This is a genomic window from Pelagibacterium xiamenense, from assembly GCF_021166475.1.
GTDB lineage: Bacteria > Pseudomonadota > Alphaproteobacteria > Rhizobiales > Devosiaceae > Pelagibacterium > Pelagibacterium xiamenense.
Genome location: NZ_JAJOYS010000001.1, coordinates 236,191 through 253,874, shown reverse-complemented (window position 1 = coordinate 253,874; position 17,684 = coordinate 236,191). Strand labels below are relative to the sequence as shown.

Genomic DNA, 17,684 nt, shown 5'->3' with positions numbered 1-17,684 from the left:
CGTTACGACCTGCCGGTGCAGATGCGCAACACTAGGCGTGTTATGGGCCAAATTGGCCTAGCCGCTTGCATAAGGCCGCTTTACCTCACATAAACCGGCCACATTTAGGCTCAATAGCAGAGCCTTGATTTGGCCTGCCGCGTGTCCATGCGCGAGCACTGCCGGCGATTGAACGGAAGGGACGCCACGCAATCGCCATATCTGCCCGGAAAGTGAGCTCTATGGACCTTCGTCTGTCTCCCGAAGACCGTATCGACGCCGGCAAAAAAGGCGGCAATGGCGCCGGCGCGGCGGGTAAAGCCGCGCGTGCGGAAAAGCCGCAGAAGGCGCAGAAGCCGAAAAAGACGCCCAGGGGCAAACCAGCGAAGACCAGGAAGCGGCGCGGCGGCCTGGGCGGATTTCTCGTCGGCGCGATCTATTTCTGCTTCACCATGGGCATTCTGGGCGCAATCGTGGTGGGCGGCATCATTTTCTACTACGGCCGCGAGCTCGGCGCGCCCAATACCTGGGAGGTGCCGCAGAGGCCGCCCAATATTCAGGTGCTTGCGTCGAACGGCCAGTTGCTCTCCAACCGCGGGCAGACCGGCGGCGAGGCGATCGCCTACCACGAGTTGCCGTATTATGTGCCGCTGGCAATTATTGCGAACGAAGACCGGCGGTTCTATTCGCATTTCGGTGTCGATCCGATCGGCCTTGCTTCGGTGGCGGTGGAGTCCCTGCGCGCGGGCGAACTCACGCGCGGTGCATCCACGATTACCCAACAGGTGGCCAAAAACCTGTTTCTCACACCCGACCAGACGCTTGGTCGTAAGGTGCAGGAAGCGCTTTTGGCGCTGTGGCTCGAGCAGAACTACACCAAAGAGCAGATTCTCGAACTCTATGTGAACCGGGTGCATTTCGGCTCCGGAGCGACAGGGATCGAGGCGGCGGCACAGACCTATTTCGGGATTTCGGCACGGAATCTTTCGCTCGGGCAGGCCGCCATGCTCGCGGGCATTCTGCCCGCGCCGTCGGCCTACAACCCCAAGAACTACCCCGAGCGCGCCATCGAGCGGCAGCGCCTGACGCTCGCGAATATGGTACGCGAGGGCTTCATCACCCAAGAAGAGGCCGACGCGGCTGCGATCGATCCCTCTCGGACGAGCGTGCCGACGCGGCAAGCGGGCGCCGAGTACTACGTGGCCGATTGGGTGGAAACGCTGATGAACGCCTATCTGGGCGAGGTCAACGAGGATGTGATCGTCCACACGACCATCGACTGGGATCTGCAAAAACACGCCGAGTTCGTGATCAAAGAAGCGGTAAGCCAGTACGGCGCGGATCGCAATTTCGACCAGGCCGCGCTTGTTGCGATGGATACCGAAGGCCGGGTGCGGGCGCTTGTGGGGGGCGTGGACTACAATCAGAGCCAGTACAACCGCGCGGTGACGGCGCGGCGGCAGCCCGGTTCGAGCTTCAAGCCATTCGTCTATCTCGCCGCGCTGCAGCAGGGCTATACGCCCGACACGGTGATGGTCGACGAGCCGATCAACTATAATGGCTGGTCCCCGAGCAACTACGATCGCCAGTATCGCGGCCCGATGCTGTTACGCGATGCACTCGCCAAGTCGATCAACACGATCGCGGCACAGCTCGCCATCGATATCGGACCGGAAAACGTCATCGAGACCGCGTACCGGATGGGCTTTTCCTCCAATTTCCAGGCTGTGCCTTCGATCGCGCTGGGCACACAGGAGGTTTCGCTGCTCGAACTGACGGCAGCTTACGCGCCCTTCGCCAATGGCGGGCAGGGCGTCATCGCCAATGTGATCACGCGGATCACGACGACCGATGGCGAAGTCCTTTACGAGGCCGTTCCCTCCGGGCCGGGGCAGATTCTTACCGACGAGCAGGTGGGGATGATGAACGACATGCTCCAGACAGGCGTGCAGGAAGGCACATCGACCCGTGCGGCGATTCCCGGCTGGCCCATGGGCGGCAAGACCGGCACGACCCAGAGCACGCGCGACGCCTGGTTCGTGGGCTATACGGCAAGCTGGGTCGGCGGGGTGTGGATCGGGAATGACGACGACACCTCGACGGCCGGGCTGACAGGCGGCACTGTGCCGGCTGAAATCTGGCGCAATTTCATGGTCGAGGCGCACGAAGGACTGTCCGTCGCCAATTTGCCCGGTCACTACGTTCCCCTTGCGCAGCGCGTCGCCCAGCCGCCCGAAGGCCAGGCACCGGCAACCGGCGGGCAGCTTGTCGGGCCGACCAACGATCCTGTAGGCGGCCTGCTCAATTCGATCTTTGGCGGGCAGTAGGGGCGGGCCTGCAAACGGCGCCGGGTCGGATGCGGTCCGGCGCGAACCCCTTGTTGGAGGCAATTGATCCGCACCAGAACTGGTCCCGGACCGCATCCGAGCCTGAAGCTATCGCGCCCGTGTTGCAATGTTATGACATAACATGACACTTGGGATGGTCAGTCGATTGCCATCAAGGACTGGCCGTTCGCCTTGAGCCACGCTTTGCCGCGTTCATAGTCCGGCAGGGTACGCGCGAGGGTACGCCAATAGGCCGGAGCGTGGTTCATCTCGAGGATGTGGGCGACCTCGTGTGCGGCGACATAGTCCAGGACATAGGGCGGTGCCATGATGAGGCGCCAGTTGAAACTGAGCGTGCGCGTGGACGAGCATGACCCCCAGCGGGTCGACTGATCGCGCATGCGGATCGCCGCGATCGAGACGCCGAGATTTGCAGCGTGAATTGCACACCGCGCTTCAATATCCGCACGCGCCTCGCGTTTGAACCAGTCGACGAGCCGCCGCTTGAAATGATCCGCCCCCCCAGGGACCGAAAGGATGGGGCCATCGGACCCGTCTGTGCGCTCGACCGTTCCGCGCAAGGCTTCGCGGACCAGAACCGTGTGCTCGACGCCGCGCAGCGGCACCCTGGCGCCATCGCCTAGCCTTGCGACACCATCGCGCTTTTCGAGACGCTTGGAGAGCCAGCCGCGATTGCGTTCGAGAAAGGCTTGCGCCTCCTTCCAGCGTCCCGAGGCGGGGAACGTGAGTACGGGCTCGCCCTTGCGCGAGACCGTCAACCGGTAGTGCCGGGCGCGCGGATTGACCCTCACGCTCACCGCGACTGCGACGCCGCCTATAACGAGTTCTGTCGTATCAGGGATTTTTGCGGCGCGCAGGAGACCCAGGGCCATGCGGTATACCCTCGATGTGCGAATCGGTTCGAGCCAGTATGGACCAGCTTGGTGTCCGGGAGACAGAAAAACGGCGCACGCCAAGGGGAAGCGTACGCCGTCTTCTCACGGCCCCGGCGGAAAGGCTCCGGGGCGGGGGTCCGGCAGGGGCGGGAGGCTCATCCCCTGTCATATGCGCCGGACTTAGCTCGTTCGTCTTCAGTACTGGTGGGGCTGATCGCCGCCTTCGTTGCTTTCGGGGCGGTTGCGGCGTTCGCGCATGAAGCGGTCGAACTCCTCGCGGTCCCGCGCCTTGTGGAGGTTGTCGAGGTATTCCTCGAACGCGGCGCGCTCTTCGTCGAGCCGGCGCCGTTCCTCTTCGAGACGCTTGAGCTGTTCTTCGCGATAGTCGTCGAACGCGGCGTTGCCGGTCCGGTCGAAACCGCGGTAGTGGCGGCCATGACAGTGGTGGCGAGCCGCCTTCTTGGCTTTCCAGTGCTCGCGCTGGTTATGGACCCAGCTTTCGGCCTTCTCTTTCGAGCCGCCGAAATACTCGCCCCAAAGGATATAGGCGAGCATCGCTGCGCCCAGGGGCCAGAAGATAATGAAGCCCAGAACCATCAAAGCGATGGTGATGGGCGACCATTCAGGTTTGATAATCGCAGTGCTCATTGTCCGTCTCTCCAGGTTCGAACACGATTATAGCTGGGGTCGTCAAATCCGCGGTCAAGGCGCCAATATGCGATTTCTGGCCCTTGAAATCCTGTGCTAGAACGCCCATAGGCCCGGCCTGCCGGGCGCCTGGCCCAGATTTCCGAGTGGTTTTTCATGTACCCATTGGCCGATAGCGACGCGCATGCGCTCGCCCATCCTGCCCATCCTCTAAGGCTCGACACCCTTATCCTGCTGCGCTGGCTTGCGATCGCGGGGCAGGCGGCGAGCGTGCTCTTTGTCCATTACGGGCTCGGCTACCCCCTGCCGCTTGTCGCGTGCCTGACGCTGATCGGGCTTTCGGTACTGCTCAATGTCGGGCTCTTGATCCGATTCGGGCCCGCACACCGGCCCGGGCGGCGGCTTGCGTTTCTGCAACTGGCCTATGACTGTCTGCAGGTGGGCGGACTGCTCTATCTCACCGGCGGGCTGGGCAACCCGTTTGCGCTCTTGCTGATCGCCCCGGTTTCAGTGTCCGCCTCGGTGCTGCCGCAGCGCGAAACGGTGCTGCTGGCCGTTCTTGCCGGTGCGATTGCGACGGCGCTGGCGGTCTTCCATCTCCCGCTGCCCTGGGACCCCGCCGCGCCCTTCGTGCCGCCAACAATCTATCTTGTGGGCATGTGGGTGGCCGTTCTGTGCGGCGTGGCGTTCGTTGCGGGGTATACGGGTAAGGTCGCGCACGAGGCCCGCCAACTCGTCGACGCGCTGACGGTGACCGAGCTTGCGCTTTCGCGCCAGCAGCAGCTTTCCGCGCTCGACGGGCTCGCAGCGGCCGCGGCGCATGAACTGGGCACGCCGCTGGCGACGATCGCGCTGGCAGCCAAGGAGATGCGCTCGGACGCGCCGACGCAGGAAATGGCCGAAGATATCGACCTTATTCTGGACCAGGTCGCGCGCTGCCGCGCGATTTTGGGCAAACTGCGCAGCCTCAAGCCGGGCGGGTCGGATATTTTCGATCATGCCTCGCTTTCGGACATCGTCGCCGAGCTCGCCAAACTACACGAGCATTCGAGCGCGGGGGCAGGCAAGTCAATCGCGCTTTCAAAGTCCCAGCATGGCGGGCCCGAGCCGGTGATTGCGCGCAATGTCGGGCTCTTGTACGGACTGGGGAACCTCATCGAAAACGCCGTGCAGTTCGCGCGCGAAAAGGTCTCGATCAGCGCAGGCTGGGATGGGTCGCGCGTGGTGATCACCATCACCGATGACGGGCCGGGATTTCCCCCCGATCTCCTGAGCCGGCTGGGTGAGCCCTACCTCACCACGCGCTGGCGCGGCGGGGACGCCGATCCGCGTCCGGCCGAGGGCGCAGGCGGGCTGGGGCTCGGGGTTTTCATCGCGAAGACCTTGCTCGAGCGGACGGGCGCGCGGTTGCGCTTTTTCAACGCGCGGGCAAACGGGCACGCCTGTGTCGAGATTTCGTGGTCGCGTGCGGCGCTGGTCGAGGAGCCGTACCAATAGGCCGCACCGGGCGGCTTTGACCTTTGGGGCGTTATTCGCCATATAAAGGACGGCGAGAGGAAAACGATAATGACCGATTTGACCGACCTTGCTGACGAAGCCCGAACACTCTTGCTCGTCGACGACGACAGGCCGTTCCTGACGCGGCTCGAGCGCGCTATGGACAAGCGCGGATTCATCGTATCGATCGCAGACAGCGTCGCGGCGGGGTTGGCGGCCGTCAAATCGGCCCCGCCAGCGTTTGCCGTCGTCGACCTGCGGCTCGAAGACGGGAACGGGCTCGAGGTGGTTTCCACCTTGCACGAACGCCGCCCTGACGCCCGTGCCGTGGTTCTGACCGGCTATGGCAATATCGCCACTGCGGTCACGGCGGTCAAACTGGGTGCCGTCGACTATCTCGCCAAACCCGCGGATGCCGACGATATCATCAAGGCACTGCTTGCGGACGAAGAGATCAAGCCCGAGCCGCCGGAAAACCCGATGTCTGCGGACCGGGTGCGCTGGGAGCACATCCAGCGCGTTTACGAGTTGTGCGACCGCAACGTCTCGGAAACCGCGCGCCGGCTCAACATGCACCGCCGGACGCTGCAACGGATCCTCGCCAAGCGCGCGCCGCGCTAGTTCCGCCCCCGAAAATCCGGAGTTTCTTATGACCGTCACCCTGTCCTTCCACGGTGCCGCAGGCACAGTCACGGGCTCGTGCTACCGGATCACGCACGATGCCGGCACGTTCCTTGTCGATTGCGGGCTCTTTCAGGGCAACAAGACGGTGCGGGCGCTCAACGAAAAGCCGTTCCCCTTTTCTCCCAAGGACATGGATTTCGTCCTTCTGACCCATGCGCATATCGACCACGTCGGGCTGGTGCCCAAACTCTATAAAGGCGGCTATCGTGGGCCGCTGCACGCGACGGCGCCGACGCTGGGGTTGATCGAATTTCTTCTGCCCGATTCCGCCTCGATCCAGGAAAGCGAGGCGGAGCGCGAGAACCGCAAACGCCAGCGCCAGGGCGAGCCGCCGGTCGAGCCGCTTTACAGGCTCAAGGACGCAGAGCTGGCGCTCGACCATGGCCAGGCGCACGCCTATGGCGAATGGTTCTCGCCCGGCGGCGGAGTGCGGGCGCGGTTCTGGAATGCCGGGCATATCCTGGGCTCGGCCTCGATCGAGCTCGAGATCGCGGACGGCGAAAAGCCGGTCAGGATTCTCTTTTCGGGCGATATCGGGCCGGACGAGAAAGCGTTTTACCTCGAACCGGACAGCCCGCACGACCTCGACTACGTGGTGTGCGAATCCACCTATGGCGGGCGCGACCGTGTCGATTATACACTTGAGGCACGGCGTTCGGCTCTTGGTGAGGAACTCAACGCGGCGCTCGAGCGGGGGGGCAATGTCGTAATTCCGGCCTTCGCCGTCGAGCGTAGCCAGGAGCTGCTGCACGACATCGGCGTCCTGATCAAGGACGGCACGATCAACCCCATGGCGGTTTTCCTCGATTCACCGCTCGCGCGCCGGGTAACCGGCGTATTCCGCAATTTCGCGCATCAGTTCGAGGATACCGAGTTGAGCGCCGAGGAGCTTTTCGCCGACAAGCGGTTCCGGATCATCGAGACGGTGGACGAATCCAAGGCGATCAACATGATCCATGGCGGCGCGATCATCATCTCGGCGTCGGGCATGTGCGATGCGGGAAGGGTCAAGCACCACCTGCGCAACAACCTGCCGCACCACGACGCAACGGTCCTGTTCGTCGGGTATCAGGCGAAGGGTACGCTCGGGCAGGTGATCCAGGACGGCGCCGACGAAGTCCGTATTCACGGCCGCGAAACGGTGGTGCGGGCGACAATCCGAACGATCCAGAACTATTCGGCTCATGCCGACCATGGCGAGCTTGTGGCGTGGGTCAAAGCGCGGCTGCCCGTACACGGGTCGGTTTTCCTGACCCATGGCGACGACGAGGAACGCGAGGCCTTTGCCGCCGCGCTGCTCGAGGTCGGGCTCTCCTCGGACCAGGTCATCCGGCCCGAGCTCGACGATCTCGTCGAGTTGCCCGCAGGGGGCGCGGGCGCCGCAATTCCCTCCGAGCGGCCGCGGATCGATCCGGGCCAGATCGCCCATGACTGGCATAATTCCTATGCCGAATTCATCATCGAACTGAGTCACAAATTGCGTGAGGCGCCTGACGACACGGCGCGGCAAGCTGTGATGGATGCGGTGAAGGACGCGCTCGACGAAGCGCGGTAAGGGCGTGCCTCCCCTCTCCCGCAAGGAGAGAAGGGAAGCGTAGGCGCCCTAGCTCATTCGGCCGCCTGCTGTCCGGATGGCCCTTCGTGCGGGGCCGTTGCGGAGGCTTCCGCCTTGGGGCCGGCGATCATAAGGCGCTGCTTGCGCTTTCTGCGGGTGATGCGGACCTGGCGGACACGACGGGCGTCTGCGCGGGTGATTTCCAGCTCGAAGCCCTTGAGTTTCGAGATGACCTCGCCGCGTACGGGCACGCGGCCCACGAGCGCGAAAACGAGGCCGCCAAGCGTATCGACATCCTCGGCGACCGCGCCAGGGTCGAAATCGGGCCCAATCGTCTCGGCGAGTTCAGAAAGTTCGATGCGCGCGTCGGCGAGGAACATGTCCTCGTTGAGCGGCTTGAGCATCGCGGCTTCGTCCTCGTCGTGCTCGTCCTCGATGTCACCGACGACCGCCTCGAGCAGATCCTCGATAGTTACGAGCCCGTCGGTGCCGCCATATTCGTCGACCACAACCGCCATGTGCATGCGGGTCGCCTGCATGGACTGGAGAAGGTCGATGACCGGCATCGAGGGGGGCACAAAGAGTACCCTGCGCACGAGATCGTGCTTGCCGATCTTCTGCTTGAGCGCCGGTGTGGTGAACTTGACCGGGCTCGCCGGCGCCCCATTCCCATTGCCGTTGGCGCTGCCATTGCCGTTGGCGGCGCCATTAGGACCGCTGGCGTGTTTTTCAGGTTTGACGGGTTCGGTGGTGCGGTTGAGCACGTCCTTGATGTGGACCATGCCAATGACCGAATCGAGGCTGTCTTCGAAAACCGGCATGCGCGAATGCCCCACGTCGCGGAAGCGCGCAATGACGTGGCCGACGGTCACGTTGACCTCGACCGCTTCGATATCGGCGCGGGGGACCATGACGTCCTCGACGCGCATATCGCTTAAATTCAGAACGTTCTGCAGGATCGCGCGTTCGGACGCGGAAAAACTGTCCGGCATCTCCGCATCATAGGGAGATTCCAGGGCTTCCTGCAGGTCGGTGCGCAGCGATCCCGCGCGACCGGGCAACAGGGACTTGATCCTGGCCCACAGTGTGGGCCGCCTGTCGGGTGAAGGTTCAGACTGTTCAATGTCGCCCAAAAGGCGATGCGGCCGGCGCGCCGCGGCGCTAGATTGATCGTTGTCGGTCATCTTGGGGTGCGGTGACTCGTTTCGGTCAACCGTCAGCACTCCTGGTTCATTGCGCATTTCGGGCTAAACGCCCCCCTTAGAGTGGCTGGGTGCCATCATAGGGGTCGGGGTATCCCAACAGCCTCATAATATCGGTTTCTCTGGCTTCCATGACAAGAGCTTCGTTCTCGGAAACGTGATCGAACCCGAGAATGTGAAGCATGCCATGGACGAGAAGGTGGACGAAATGATGCTCAAAGGGCTTCTCGAGTTCCACCGTCTCGCGGACAAGTGTCTCATAACCAAGCGAAATATCGCCCAGGAGCCCCATCACCGGGCCGTCCGGTTCGATCTGAGGGAAAGAGAGCACGTTGGTTGCCGAATCCTTGCCGCGCCATTGGCGGTTGAGGTCTTTCTGGTGCGCGTCGTCGGTCAGAAGCACGCTCAACTCGGCCGGACCGGCAAGTTGCCGCCCGGAATGCTCAAGCGCGGTCCGCAGCGCGGTTTCCGCCAGCGGCTCGAGCCCTTCGGGCCAGTCGCCATCCTCGACGGCGATGTCGATCTCCAGCATGACGCTCAAACGTCGAGCCGCCCTTCGCCGAGGGGGTCCTTGCCGGTGGCGCCCTCATAGGCCCGCACGATGCGGGCTACAAGCGCATGGCGGACGACGTCCTTGTCGGTAAAGCGCGTGGTGTGGATGCCTTCGATCTCCGAAAGCAGGTGCAGCGCCTCGACGAGCCCGGATTTTTCCCCGCGCGGCAGGTCGACCTGGGTGGGGTCCCCGGTGATGATCATCTTCGAATTTTCGCCCAGACGGGTCAGGAACATCTTCATCTGCATGGATGTGGTGTTCTGCGCCTCGTCGAGAATGACCGCGGCGTTGGCGAGGGTGCGCCCACGCATGAAGGCAAGCGGGGCGACCTCGATCGTACGGTTTTCAAGGCACCGGTCGACGACTTCGGGCTGCATCATGTCGTAAAGCGCGTCGTAGAGCGGGCGCAGATACGGATCGACCTTTTCCTTGAGATCGCCCGGCAGAAAGCCCAGCCGCTCGCCGGCCTCGACGGCGGGACGGGAAAGGATGATGCGGTTGATCTCGCCGCGCTCGAGAAGCGTCGCGGCGTGGGCCACCGCCAGATAGGTCTTGCCCGTGCCCGCGGGACCGACACCAAAGACGAGCTCGAACCGGTCCATGGCGCGGATATAGCCGTCCTGCGCCGGGTTGCGGGCGACAATCGTGGCCTTGCGCGTGGCGATCTGGGCCATGCGCACCTTGCCCTTTTTCTCGATGGTGGGCAGCGAAAGCTGGCTGTCTTCGGTCTGGACCATGCGGATCACCCCGTCGACATCGCCGACGGAGACGTGTTTGCCTTCCTCGAGCATATCATAAAGCGACTCGAGTGCGCGGCGTGCCTGATCGACGGCGTTGGCGCCGCCGCGCAGCATGACGTGATTGCCGCGCGAATTGGCCTCGACGCCGAGCCGTTGCTCGATCAATGCGAGGTTCTGGTCGAACTCACCGTAAAGCTGGGACACAAGCCGGTTGTCTTCGAACGCCAGTTCGAGGTGGGCGGGCGGGGTCGCGTCGCCCTGGACGCTCAGGTTTCGTGTCAAGGTGGGCCGCTCGGGAGGTACCAAATCCGAATCTTTCTGTTGTCCGATGGTATCAGACCGCTTGCGCCTTGCCTGTGACAATCGTGCCGGAAAGCGAATTTTTTGCCGTGCCTGTGATTTCGACCGGCAGGATCTGGCCGATGAGGCTCTCGTCGGCTTCGATATGCACAGGCTGGAGGTACGGGGAGCGCCCGGCAACCTGGCCGGGGTTCCGGCCCGGCTTTTCGATGAGCACCGGAAACGTCATGCCCACGCAGCCGGCGTTGAACGCCGTCTGAAGCGCGTTGATTTCCGCCTGCAGGCGTTCGAGGCGCTCGGCCTTGACCGGTTCGGGCACCTGATCGTCCATTTCGGCGCCCGGCGTGCCGGGGCGGGTGGAATATTTGAACGAAAAGGCCGAGGCGTAGCCGACCTTCCTGACGATATCGAGTGTGGCTTCGAAATCCTCTTCGGTCTCGCCGGGAAAACCCACGATGAAGTCGCCAGAAAGGGCCATGTCCGGGCGGGCCTCCCGGATTTTTTCGATCAACTCGAGATACTCGGCTGCCGTGTGGCGCCGGTTCATTGCCTTCAAGATCCGGTCCGAGCCCGACTGGATGGGCAGATGGAGGTAAGGCATGAGCTTGTCGAGGTCGCGGTGTGCGGCGATGAGATCGTCGTCCATGTCGCGGGGATGGCTCGTGGTGTAGCGAATACGCTCCAGACCCTCGATATCTGCGAGCATGTGGCAGAGTTCGCCAAGACCCACGCTGCGGCCGTTGTCGTTGAGGCCGTGATAGGCGTTGACGTTCTGGCCCAGGAGCGTCACTTCGCGCACTCCGGCATCGGCGAGCGCACGGGCTTCGGCGATCACCTGTGCGACGGGACGGGACACTTCGGCGCCGCGGGTGTAGGGGACGACGCAGAACGAGCAGAACTTGTCGCAGCCTTCCTGCACGGTCAGAAACGCCGTCAAGCCGCGCTTGATGGTGGCTTCGCGGCGCGGCTGGGGGAGATGTGCGAACTTGTCTTCCTCGGGGAAATCTGTGTCGATCACGCGCTCAGCGCCGGCCTTGGCGACGAGTTCGGGGAGCCGGTGATAGGACTGGGGGCCGAAAACGAGATCCACCGCGGGCGCGCGGCGCATGATCTCATCGCCCTCGGCCTGCGCCACGCAGCCGGCGACGCCGATAAGCATTTTTTTGGCCCCGGGGCCGCGCTCGTCGCGAAAATCGCGGATACGGCCAAGTTCGGAGTAAACCTTTTCGGCGGCCTTTTCGCGGATGTGGCAGGTGTTGAGAAGCACGAGATCGGCCTCGCCCATCTCGGTGGTGGGCGCATAGCCGTGCTCCGACAGCGCGTCGGTCATCCGGTCGCTGTCGTAGACGTTCATCTGGCAGCCATAGGTCTTGATGAAGACCTTCTTGGTGTTGGTTTCGCTCATCGCGCTAGATGCCACTTCGCTCGTTAAGCGGCCCCTTTACACCCTTATGGGGGGTCATTGCAAAGGCTGGCCGCGATTCAAGGCGACAAGCATGCGCCGGACCTCGCGTTCGGCGGTTCTGGCGATTGTCTTGCGATCGCCGTCGCCCTTGATGGGGTCTCCGAAGGCGATGGTGACGTCCTTGGGGCCCGAGGAGAGAATCTGCCTGAGATTGTCGCCCAACCCCATGTCACCGATCCATGCGATCTTCGGGCGTTCGTGGCGCGAGAGCGGCAGGCCCGACAGCGCCGTATAGGCGATGGCCATGGGCTGGATGACGACCTCGTGGCCCGTGCCCTCGGCCATGGCCTGGCGGGCGGCGCCCAGGAGCGCCGAGCGGAAGGGCAGGACATGGGTACCGATATCGGAGGTGCCTTCGGCAAACAGCAGAACGTTGGCGCCTTCTGCGATCCTGTCCTTCATTTCGCCAGCCGTGCGGCCCGCATCGGTGCGGCGGGTGCGGTCGACGAAAACGGTCTTTTGCAGTCTGGCCAAGGCGCCGATTATGGGCCAGGTCGCGATCTCGGACTTTGCGACAAAGCAGACCGGGAACTTCGCAGCGATGGCGGGAATGTCGAGCCAGGAAATGTGGTTGGCGACGATGAGGGCGGGACCGTTCCTGGCCGGTGCGCCGACGATTTTGATGCGCAGGCCCAGGGCGAAGGCGGTAAGCTTGAAGAAAATCCGCGGCAAGACGGTCCATTCGGGGCGCCTGAGCGCGAGCAGCAGGAGTTGGATCGGCAGGCCGGCCAGGGTGAACGGCACCACGACGAGGGCGAGGAACAGGAGCCGGAAAACCATGGCTTGACGCTTAGTCGTCGCCGTCCCTGGCGATGGGGACCCCGTAGAGTTCGAGCCGGTGGTCGACGAGCCTATAGCCAAGTTTCTTGGCGATAACCTCTTGAATCGCCTCGATCTCTTCGTTGCGGAATTCGATGACCTTGCCCGTTCGGACGTCGATCAGGTGGTCGTGGTGCTCGTCCGGGTTCTGCTCGAAACGGGCGCGGCCGTCCTTGAAATCGTGCTTGGTGACGAGGCCGGCTTCCTCGAAGAGGTTGACCGTGCGGTAGACTGTCGAGAGCGAGATCTTGGGATCGATGGCGGCGGCGCGGCGGTAGAGTTCCTCGACGTCCGGGTGGTCGGTCGCGGCTTCGAGCACGCGGGCGATGATGCGGCGCTGCTCGGTCATGCGCATGTTGCGTGCGACGCATTGCTCTTCGAGCGTGGCCTCGCTGCCCGATTGCGTGCTCATGGCGCACCTCCGAAATTTCCGCCGTCAATCTTGGGGGTTAGCCGAGATCGGCGCGCATGACAAGGGCGGTGGCGGTCGAGCCGTCGGGCTTGGGGTAGTAGCCCCGGCGCGTCGCGATTTCCGTAAAACCGAAGTTTTTATAGAGCTTTATGGCGCCCAGATTGGTTTCGTCGACCTCGAGGAACATGGTGCGTACGGGTGTCGTCACGAGGTCGGAGACGGCGGCCGCAAGCAGCGCGCGGCCGACGCCCTTGCCGCGCAATTTCTTCTCCACGGCGATGGTGAGGAGCTCGCATTCGTCGCCGGAAAGGCGCAGCATGGCGAAGCCGCGGGGGGTGCGGCGGGCGTCCAAAGCCACGTAGGCCGGGGTTTTCAGGCGGTCGGCGAGGTAGGCCTCGAAGTCGTCGCGGGGCCAGCCGCGGTAAAAACCCTGGGCGTGGAGACGCGCCAGATGATCGGCGTGGGCGGGTTCGCCATAGCCGATGAAAAGGCCTGCAGGAGCAGTCCAGTAGCTCATATGCGCGCCACTTTTCCGCGGGTTTGCGGCTTGGCGTCGGCGGCGCGGATGTAGTTTGGAACGGGGGGAAAATCGTCCGGATTTGCGGTTGCGGCGAATTTCGTCATCGTGGCGATGTCGATTGCGGGGTCGTCCGGGGCGGTGCGGGCGGCGGCTTCCAGCGCCGTTTCGAGGGCCACCAGTTGGGGCGCAGAGGCCGGGATTCCGGGGGCCGAGAAGGCCTGGCGGTAGGCCTCGCCGCGCCTGGCATCGACGATGAGGTCAATGGGTCCATCGTGGGACAAACTGAGGGCGACAAGCGAGGAAATGCCGAGGACGGGCACGCCCAGAGCAAGCCCCAGCCCACGGGCGACGGAGAGCCCGATTCTCAGGCCCGTGAAAGAGCCCGGACCAGTTGTCACCGCGACTTTTTCGAGATTTTCGTAGCCGAGCCCGTTGCGCGCGAGGATGGCCACGATGACATCCATGATGATTTCGGCGTGCCCGCGCGCGATATCGCGGATTTCGACATCGATTTTTCCGTCCGAATTGCCCAGCGCGATCTGCAATCGGTCGCGGGCGGTATCGATGGCGAGGGTTACGGGCAGTGTCATGGCAAAAGGCTTTAGGCGCAAAACAGAAGCCCCGCAAGCGCGAGGGCTTACGGGGCTCCGGTCTTACGGATGTGAGGCCGTTATTCGATTGTTCTATTGGATTGTCAGATCTGCTGCACCTGCTCGACGCCGGGGACGAAGTGGCGCAGGAGATTTTCGATGCCGGACTTCAACGTCGCGGTCGAGGAGGGGCAGCCCGAGCAGGCGCCCTGCATGTGGAGGAAGACGGTGCCTTCCTTATAGCCCTTGAAGGTGATGTCGCCGCCATCCATGGCGACGGCGGGGCGCACGCGGGTGGCGAGCAGCTCCTTGATCACCTCGACGGTTTCGGCGTCGTCGGCGTCGAAAAATTCGTCGGCGTCATTGGCCTCGGCGGGCGGGGCGCCCTCGGCGAGGATCGGCTTGCCGCTCATATAGTGGTCCATCACCGCGCCAAGAATGGCGGGCTTGATATGGGCCCAATCGGTGGTCTCGTCCTTGGTGACGGAAACGAAATCGGAACCCAAAAACACGCCGGAAACCCCGTCGAGGGAGAAAAGCGCCGAAGCGAGCGGAGATATGCGCGCGGCGTCGGCATCGCGGAAATCACGCGGCTCGCCGGCGAGCACTTCGCGGCCGGGGAGGAATTTGAGCGTTGCCGGGTTCGGGGTCACTTCGGTCTGAATAAACATCGCGTACAATCCGTTGCTGCGCGGGCGGAACAGCTTTTTAGAACCATTCCAAGTTGATGCCAAGATAGTCCTTTTGGCGGGGATTGCAAGTGGGGAGGGCCGCGGCTTTTGCGTGGCGTCACGCCTGCGCCCTCGCTGCGTCACCTCGCACGCTTGCGCCCGTCATTCCGGGCGGACGCCGAATACCCCCACTCCTGACACCCCACCCCTAACCCCTCCCCACAAGGGGGGAGGGGAATCGGGCCGATGCCGGGCTTTTGGGGCATGCGCACGCAGGCGCGAGCACGGCATTGCCTTCCTCCCCTTGCTGGGGCGGGATCAAGGCTCGGGCGAGGTCAGAAGCGCCGGGCGCGTTTTGGGTTTCACCTACACTAGCACAGCGCCGCCAGATCGCCGTCCGGGATCGAGCCGGGGACGATGGTGACGGGGACGCGCAGGGCGTTGGCGCCGCGGGCGGCTATGGAAGACACCAGCGGGCCGGGGCCTTCGGCGGAATCGGCGGCGGCGAGAACGAGGATGGCGATATCCGGGTCGTCGGCCAGCTGGCCTTCGATCTCCTCGGCCTTCTTGCCCTCGCGAATCACGCGCTCGACCTTGATCGAGCCGAACGAGGCGATGCGGGCGGCCTGGCGGGCCTGCATGGATTCGGCGGCCTCCATCGCCTCAGTGCGCATGATTTCCTCGACGCCGAGCCAGTGCTGGTAGTCGTCGGGCTCGATCACCGAGAGAAGCACGACCGTGCCGCCGGTGCGGCGGACACGCAGGGCGGCAAACGTGACCGCCTTGGCGCATTCCTCGCTCTCATCCACGATAACGAGAAATTTGCGTTTATATTCATCCGCATAGCGGTCTGAGGGATCGGACAAGCGCGGGTTCCGGTGCCTGTTGCGAGACGCGGCATGCTGCCACAGCGGATTTGAGGGTGGCAAGAGGGGTGGGGTGCAATGACCAGAGTGGGGTGGAAACCTGACAGTCCGCTATTGGTAGGCGACAGCGATAAGCCGCCGTATTCCAGCCCTGATCCCCACCACCATGCCAACACGCCAACCCGATCTGGCATAACATCGTGATGAATTCACCCGAATTGTCACCGAAGCTATATGCCGATCAACGGCGCCCGGACGTGGACGCTGGACATGGCGAGGGCGGAAACCCGTCGTCTGCCAACCACTCATCTGCGCGGATGCTGATCAGGTCGCTTCGCGCGGATCGTGCCCTTGGGGCTTTCCATAAAGTCCGATATTGGCGTCGCCCCAGCGCTTCAGCGCCGAGAGAATCGGCTCCATGCTGCGGCCGAGTTCAGAGAGCGAATACTCCACCTTGGGCGGCACCTGCGCATAGACCTTGCGGACGATAAGCCCATCCTCTTCCAGCTCACGCAACTGTTTGGTCAACATGCGCGGCGTGCAGTTGAGCATGGTGCGGCGGATCTCGTTAAAGCGCATGGTGCCACCAAGCAGATGCCACAAGACGATCGACTTCCACTTGCCGTCGATCAGCCCAATCGCCGCCTCTACCGAGCAGCCAGGATTGCAGTCGAAGCGTGAATGACGCGCTTTGGCCATAACAGTATCCTTTTCGACACTATGTGCAATGCTTGTACGTATTGCGATCAACTACACGTAGTCGCATTTGTGGCGAACAGCAATTGCTCGCAAGGAGAGCCCGCCATGAAAGCCATCGGATATCAGCAGCCCGGTTCCATCGACCGCCCGGATGCCTTGGTTGACATCGACCTGCCCCGCCCGTCTGCTACTGGGCACGACCTTCTGGTCGAGGTCGCTGCGGTCTCGGTCAATCCGGTCGACACCAAAGTGCGCAGTGGCGGCAGGCCGCCGGAAGGCGAATGGAAGGTTCTCGGCTGGGACGCGGTGGGTCGCGTAGCCGAGGTTGGTCCACAGGCTTCCGGCTTTGCGGTGGGCGACGAGGTCTTTTACGCCGGCTCTATCGCCCGCGCCGGTGCCAATAGTCAGTTCCACCTCGTCGAGGCTCGCATCGTGGGCCACAAACCGAAAACCATCTCCAATGCCGAAGCGGCGGCCCTTCCGCTGACCGCCATCACCGCCTGGGAAATGCTATTTGACCGGCTCGATGTTCGCCGACCGGTGCCAGGCGCCGCCAACGCGATTGTCACCATTGGCGGCGCTGGTGGCGTTGGCTCTATCGCCATCCAGCTGCTTCGCGCCCTGACCGACCTCACCGTGATCGCTACCGCATCCCGCGTCGAAACCCGGGAATGGGTGCTGTCGCTGGGTGCCCACCACGTGGTCGACCACAGCAAGGACCTTGCTGAAGAAGTCGCGGCCCTCGGGTTGGGCGCCCCGGCATTCGTCTTTTCCACCAACAGTACCGATCATCACCTGAAAGCCATCGAAACCCTGATCGCACCGCAGGGACGCTTCGGTCTAATCGATGATCCTGCCCATCTCAGCGCGCTGGAGTTCAAGCGCAAGTCGGTATCGCTCCACTGGGAGCTGATGTTCACCCGTTCCATCTTCGGGACGGCCGACATGGCCGAACAGGGCAAGCTTCTAAACGAGGTGGCCAAGCTGATCGATGCGGGAAAGATCAAGACGACGGTGACGGAAGTGCTCTCGCCCATCAACTCCGCCACGCTCAAAAAAGCCCATGCATTGCTTGAAACCAACCGGGCCAAGGGCAAGATCGTGCTGGAGGGCTTCTGATACAGCAACAGCGGCCCTCAGATCGGCATGGCCATGTGCGGGGTCGATCACAGCAACCATGAGGCCATCGTCGGTCTCAACTAGTGTCGGTGACTTCGACCAAGGTCGCCGGCGTACGCTCTTCTTCGACACGGAAGGCGGC

The 17,684-nt window shown here is 63.3% G+C and carries 18 protein-coding genes; 5 read left to right on the top strand and 13 right to left on the bottom strand.

Features of this window, described 5'->3' with window-relative positions; all coding sequences use genetic code 11:
* The first annotated feature begins 221 nt into the window (after positions 1 to 221).
* Positions 222 to 2,306 carry a transglycosylase domain-containing protein gene (locus tag LSG43_RS01300; RefSeq protein ID WP_231800613.1) on the top strand — a complete coding sequence of 695 codons (2,085 nt, stop codon included), beginning with the start codon at positions 222 to 224 and terminating at the stop codon, positions 2,304 to 2,306.
* Between the two features lie 158 nt (positions 2,307 to 2,464).
* Here the strand turns inward: LSG43_RS01300 and LSG43_RS01295 are convergent, their stop codons facing one another.
* On the bottom strand, positions 2,465 to 3,199 hold the full coding sequence (locus LSG43_RS01295; protein WP_231800612.1) for a M48 family metallopeptidase: 735 nt from the start codon (positions 3,197 to 3,199) through the stop codon (positions 2,465 to 2,467).
* 198 nt (positions 3,200 to 3,397) lie between these two features.
* On the bottom strand, positions 3,398 to 3,850 hold the full coding sequence (locus tag LSG43_RS01290; protein ID WP_231800611.1) for a DUF2852 domain-containing protein: 453 nt from the start codon (positions 3,848 to 3,850) through the stop codon (positions 3,398 to 3,400).
* A gap of 156 nt (positions 3,851 to 4,006) precedes the next feature.
* On the opposite strand from LSG43_RS01290, the gene LSG43_RS01285 reads away from it, so the two are divergent.
* The 3 genes from LSG43_RS01285 (at position 4,007) to LSG43_RS01275 (ending at position 7,586) form a co-directional block, all read left to right on the top strand.
* A complete protein-coding gene (locus tag LSG43_RS01285) occupies positions 4,007 to 5,347 on the top strand; it encodes an ActS/PrrB/RegB family redox-sensitive histidine kinase (protein WP_231800610.1) in 1,341 nt (446 codons plus the stop codon).
* 69 nt (positions 5,348 to 5,416) lie between these two features.
* Positions 5,417 to 5,968, top strand: a complete 552-nt coding sequence (locus LSG43_RS01280; RefSeq protein ID WP_231800609.1) for an ActR/PrrA/RegA family redox response regulator transcription factor — start codon at positions 5,417 to 5,419, stop codon at positions 5,966 to 5,968.
* A 28-nt stretch (positions 5,969 to 5,996) separates the two neighbouring features.
* On the top strand, positions 5,997 to 7,586 hold the full coding sequence (locus LSG43_RS01275; protein ID WP_231800606.1) for an MBL fold metallo-hydrolase: 1,590 nt from the start codon (positions 5,997 to 5,999) through the stop codon (positions 7,584 to 7,586).
* 53 nt (positions 7,587 to 7,639) lie between these two features.
* Here the strand turns inward: LSG43_RS01275 and LSG43_RS01270 are convergent, their stop codons facing one another.
* The 11 genes from LSG43_RS01270 to LSG43_RS01220 form a co-directional block, all read right to left on the bottom strand.
* The gene (locus tag LSG43_RS01270) at positions 7,640 to 8,647 is read right to left on the bottom strand and encodes a hemolysin family protein (RefSeq protein ID WP_231800604.1); all 1,008 of its coding nucleotides are present in this window, start codon (positions 8,645 to 8,647) and stop codon (positions 7,640 to 7,642) included.
* Between the two features lie 199 nt (positions 8,648 to 8,846).
* Positions 8,847 to 9,320: an rRNA maturation RNase YbeY gene (ybeY, locus tag LSG43_RS01265; RefSeq protein ID WP_231802753.1), complete on the bottom strand. Its 474-nt coding sequence runs from the start codon at positions 9,318 to 9,320 to the stop codon at positions 8,847 to 8,849.
* Between the two features lie 5 nt (positions 9,321 to 9,325).
* Complete coding sequence (locus LSG43_RS01260) at positions 9,326 to 10,363, bottom strand: PhoH family protein (RefSeq protein WP_231800603.1); 1,038 nt, start codon at positions 10,361 to 10,363, stop codon at positions 9,326 to 9,328.
* Positions 10,364 to 10,415: 52 nt separating this feature from the next.
* Positions 10,416 to 11,786 carry a tRNA (N6-isopentenyl adenosine(37)-C2)-methylthiotransferase MiaB gene (miaB, locus tag LSG43_RS01255; RefSeq protein ID WP_231800601.1) on the bottom strand — a complete coding sequence of 457 codons (1,371 nt, stop codon included), beginning with the start codon at positions 11,784 to 11,786 and terminating at the stop codon, positions 10,416 to 10,418.
* Positions 11,787 to 11,840: 54 nt separating this feature from the next.
* Positions 11,841 to 12,626: a lysophospholipid acyltransferase family protein gene (locus tag LSG43_RS01250; protein ID WP_231800599.1), complete on the bottom strand. Its 786-nt coding sequence runs from the start codon at positions 12,624 to 12,626 to the stop codon at positions 11,841 to 11,843.
* A 10-nt stretch (positions 12,627 to 12,636) separates the two neighbouring features.
* On the bottom strand, positions 12,637 to 13,077 hold the full coding sequence (locus LSG43_RS01245) for a Fur family transcriptional regulator (protein WP_231800597.1): 441 nt from the start codon (positions 13,075 to 13,077) through the stop codon (positions 12,637 to 12,639).
* 37 nt (positions 13,078 to 13,114) lie between these two features.
* Positions 13,115 to 13,594, bottom strand: coding sequence for a ribosomal protein S18-alanine N-acetyltransferase (rimI, locus tag LSG43_RS01240; protein WP_231800596.1), 480 nt, complete (start codon positions 13,592 to 13,594; stop codon positions 13,115 to 13,117).
* Positions 13,591 to 14,187 carry a tRNA (adenosine(37)-N6)-threonylcarbamoyltransferase complex dimerization subunit type 1 TsaB gene (gene tsaB, locus LSG43_RS01235; RefSeq protein WP_231800595.1) on the bottom strand — a complete coding sequence of 199 codons (597 nt, stop codon included), beginning with the start codon at positions 14,185 to 14,187 and terminating at the stop codon, positions 13,591 to 13,593. The genes rimI and tsaB overlap by 4 nt, the downstream gene beginning before the upstream one ends.
* Positions 14,188 to 14,291: 104 nt before the next feature.
* On the bottom strand, positions 14,292 to 14,858 hold the full coding sequence (locus LSG43_RS01230; protein ID WP_231800594.1) for a NifU family protein: 567 nt from the start codon (positions 14,856 to 14,858) through the stop codon (positions 14,292 to 14,294).
* Between the two features lie 371 nt (positions 14,859 to 15,229).
* Entirely contained in the window at positions 15,230 to 15,724 is a 495-nt protein-coding gene (locus LSG43_RS01225) for a universal stress protein (RefSeq protein ID WP_231800586.1), read from the bottom strand.
* Positions 15,725 to 16,048: 324 nt separating this feature from the next.
* Entirely contained in the window at positions 16,049 to 16,423 is a 375-nt protein-coding gene (locus tag LSG43_RS01220) for a winged helix-turn-helix transcriptional regulator (protein WP_231800584.1), read from the bottom strand.
* Between the two features lie 105 nt (positions 16,424 to 16,528).
* Here LSG43_RS01220 and LSG43_RS01215 point away from each other — a divergent pair, with 105 nt between their 5' ends.
* Positions 16,529 to 17,542 carry a zinc-binding alcohol dehydrogenase family protein gene (locus LSG43_RS01215; protein ID WP_231800582.1) on the top strand — a complete coding sequence of 338 codons (1,014 nt, stop codon included), beginning with the start codon at positions 16,529 to 16,531 and terminating at the stop codon, positions 17,540 to 17,542.
* Positions 17,543 to 17,684 lie beyond the last annotated feature (142 nt).

Bases quoted from the DNA above. Each gene is read 5' to 3' on its own strand.
- LSG43_RS01250 (WP_231800599.1), bottom strand. From the start codon at position 12,626: ATGGTTTTCCGGCTCCTGTTCCTCGCCCTCGTCGTGGTGCCGTTCACC.
- miaB (WP_231800601.1), bottom strand. From the start codon at position 11,786: ATGAGCGAAACCAACACCAAGAAGGTCTTCATCAAGACCTATGGCTGC.
- LSG43_RS01245 (WP_231800597.1), bottom strand. From the start codon at position 13,077: ATGAGCACGCAATCGGGCAGCGAGGCCACGCTCGAAGAGCAATGCGTC.
- LSG43_RS01220 (WP_231800584.1), bottom strand. From the start codon at position 16,423: ATGGCCAAAGCGCGTCATTCACGCTTCGACTGCAATCCTGGCTGCTCG.
- LSG43_RS01290 (WP_231800611.1), bottom strand. From the start codon at position 3,850: ATGAGCACTGCGATTATCAAACCTGAATGGTCGCCCATCACCATCGCT.
- LSG43_RS01275 (WP_231800606.1), top strand. From the start codon at position 5,997: ATGACCGTCACCCTGTCCTTCCACGGTGCCGCAGGCACAGTCACGGGC.
- LSG43_RS01295 (WP_231800612.1), bottom strand. From the start codon at position 3,199: ATGGCCCTGGGTCTCCTGCGCGCCGCAAAAATCCCTGATACGACAGAA.
- LSG43_RS01230 (WP_231800594.1), bottom strand. From the start codon at position 14,858: ATGTTTATTCAGACCGAAGTGACCCCGAACCCGGCAACGCTCAAATTC.
- LSG43_RS01280 (WP_231800609.1), top strand. From the start codon at position 5,417: ATGACCGATTTGACCGACCTTGCTGACGAAGCCCGAACACTCTTGCTC.
- LSG43_RS01285 (WP_231800610.1), top strand. From the start codon at position 4,007: ATGTACCCATTGGCCGATAGCGACGCGCATGCGCTCGCCCATCCTGCC.
- LSG43_RS01300 (WP_231800613.1), top strand. From the start codon at position 222: ATGGACCTTCGTCTGTCTCCCGAAGACCGTATCGACGCCGGCAAAAAA.
- rimI (WP_231800596.1), bottom strand. From the start codon at position 13,594: ATGAGCTACTGGACTGCTCCTGCAGGCCTTTTCATCGGCTATGGCGAA.
- LSG43_RS01215 (WP_231800582.1), top strand. From the start codon at position 16,529: ATGAAAGCCATCGGATATCAGCAGCCCGGTTCCATCGACCGCCCGGAT.
- ybeY (WP_231802753.1), bottom strand. From the start codon at position 9,320: ATGCTGGAGATCGACATCGCCGTCGAGGATGGCGACTGGCCCGAAGGG.
- tsaB (WP_231800595.1), bottom strand. From the start codon at position 14,187: ATGACACTGCCCGTAACCCTCGCCATCGATACCGCCCGCGACCGATTG.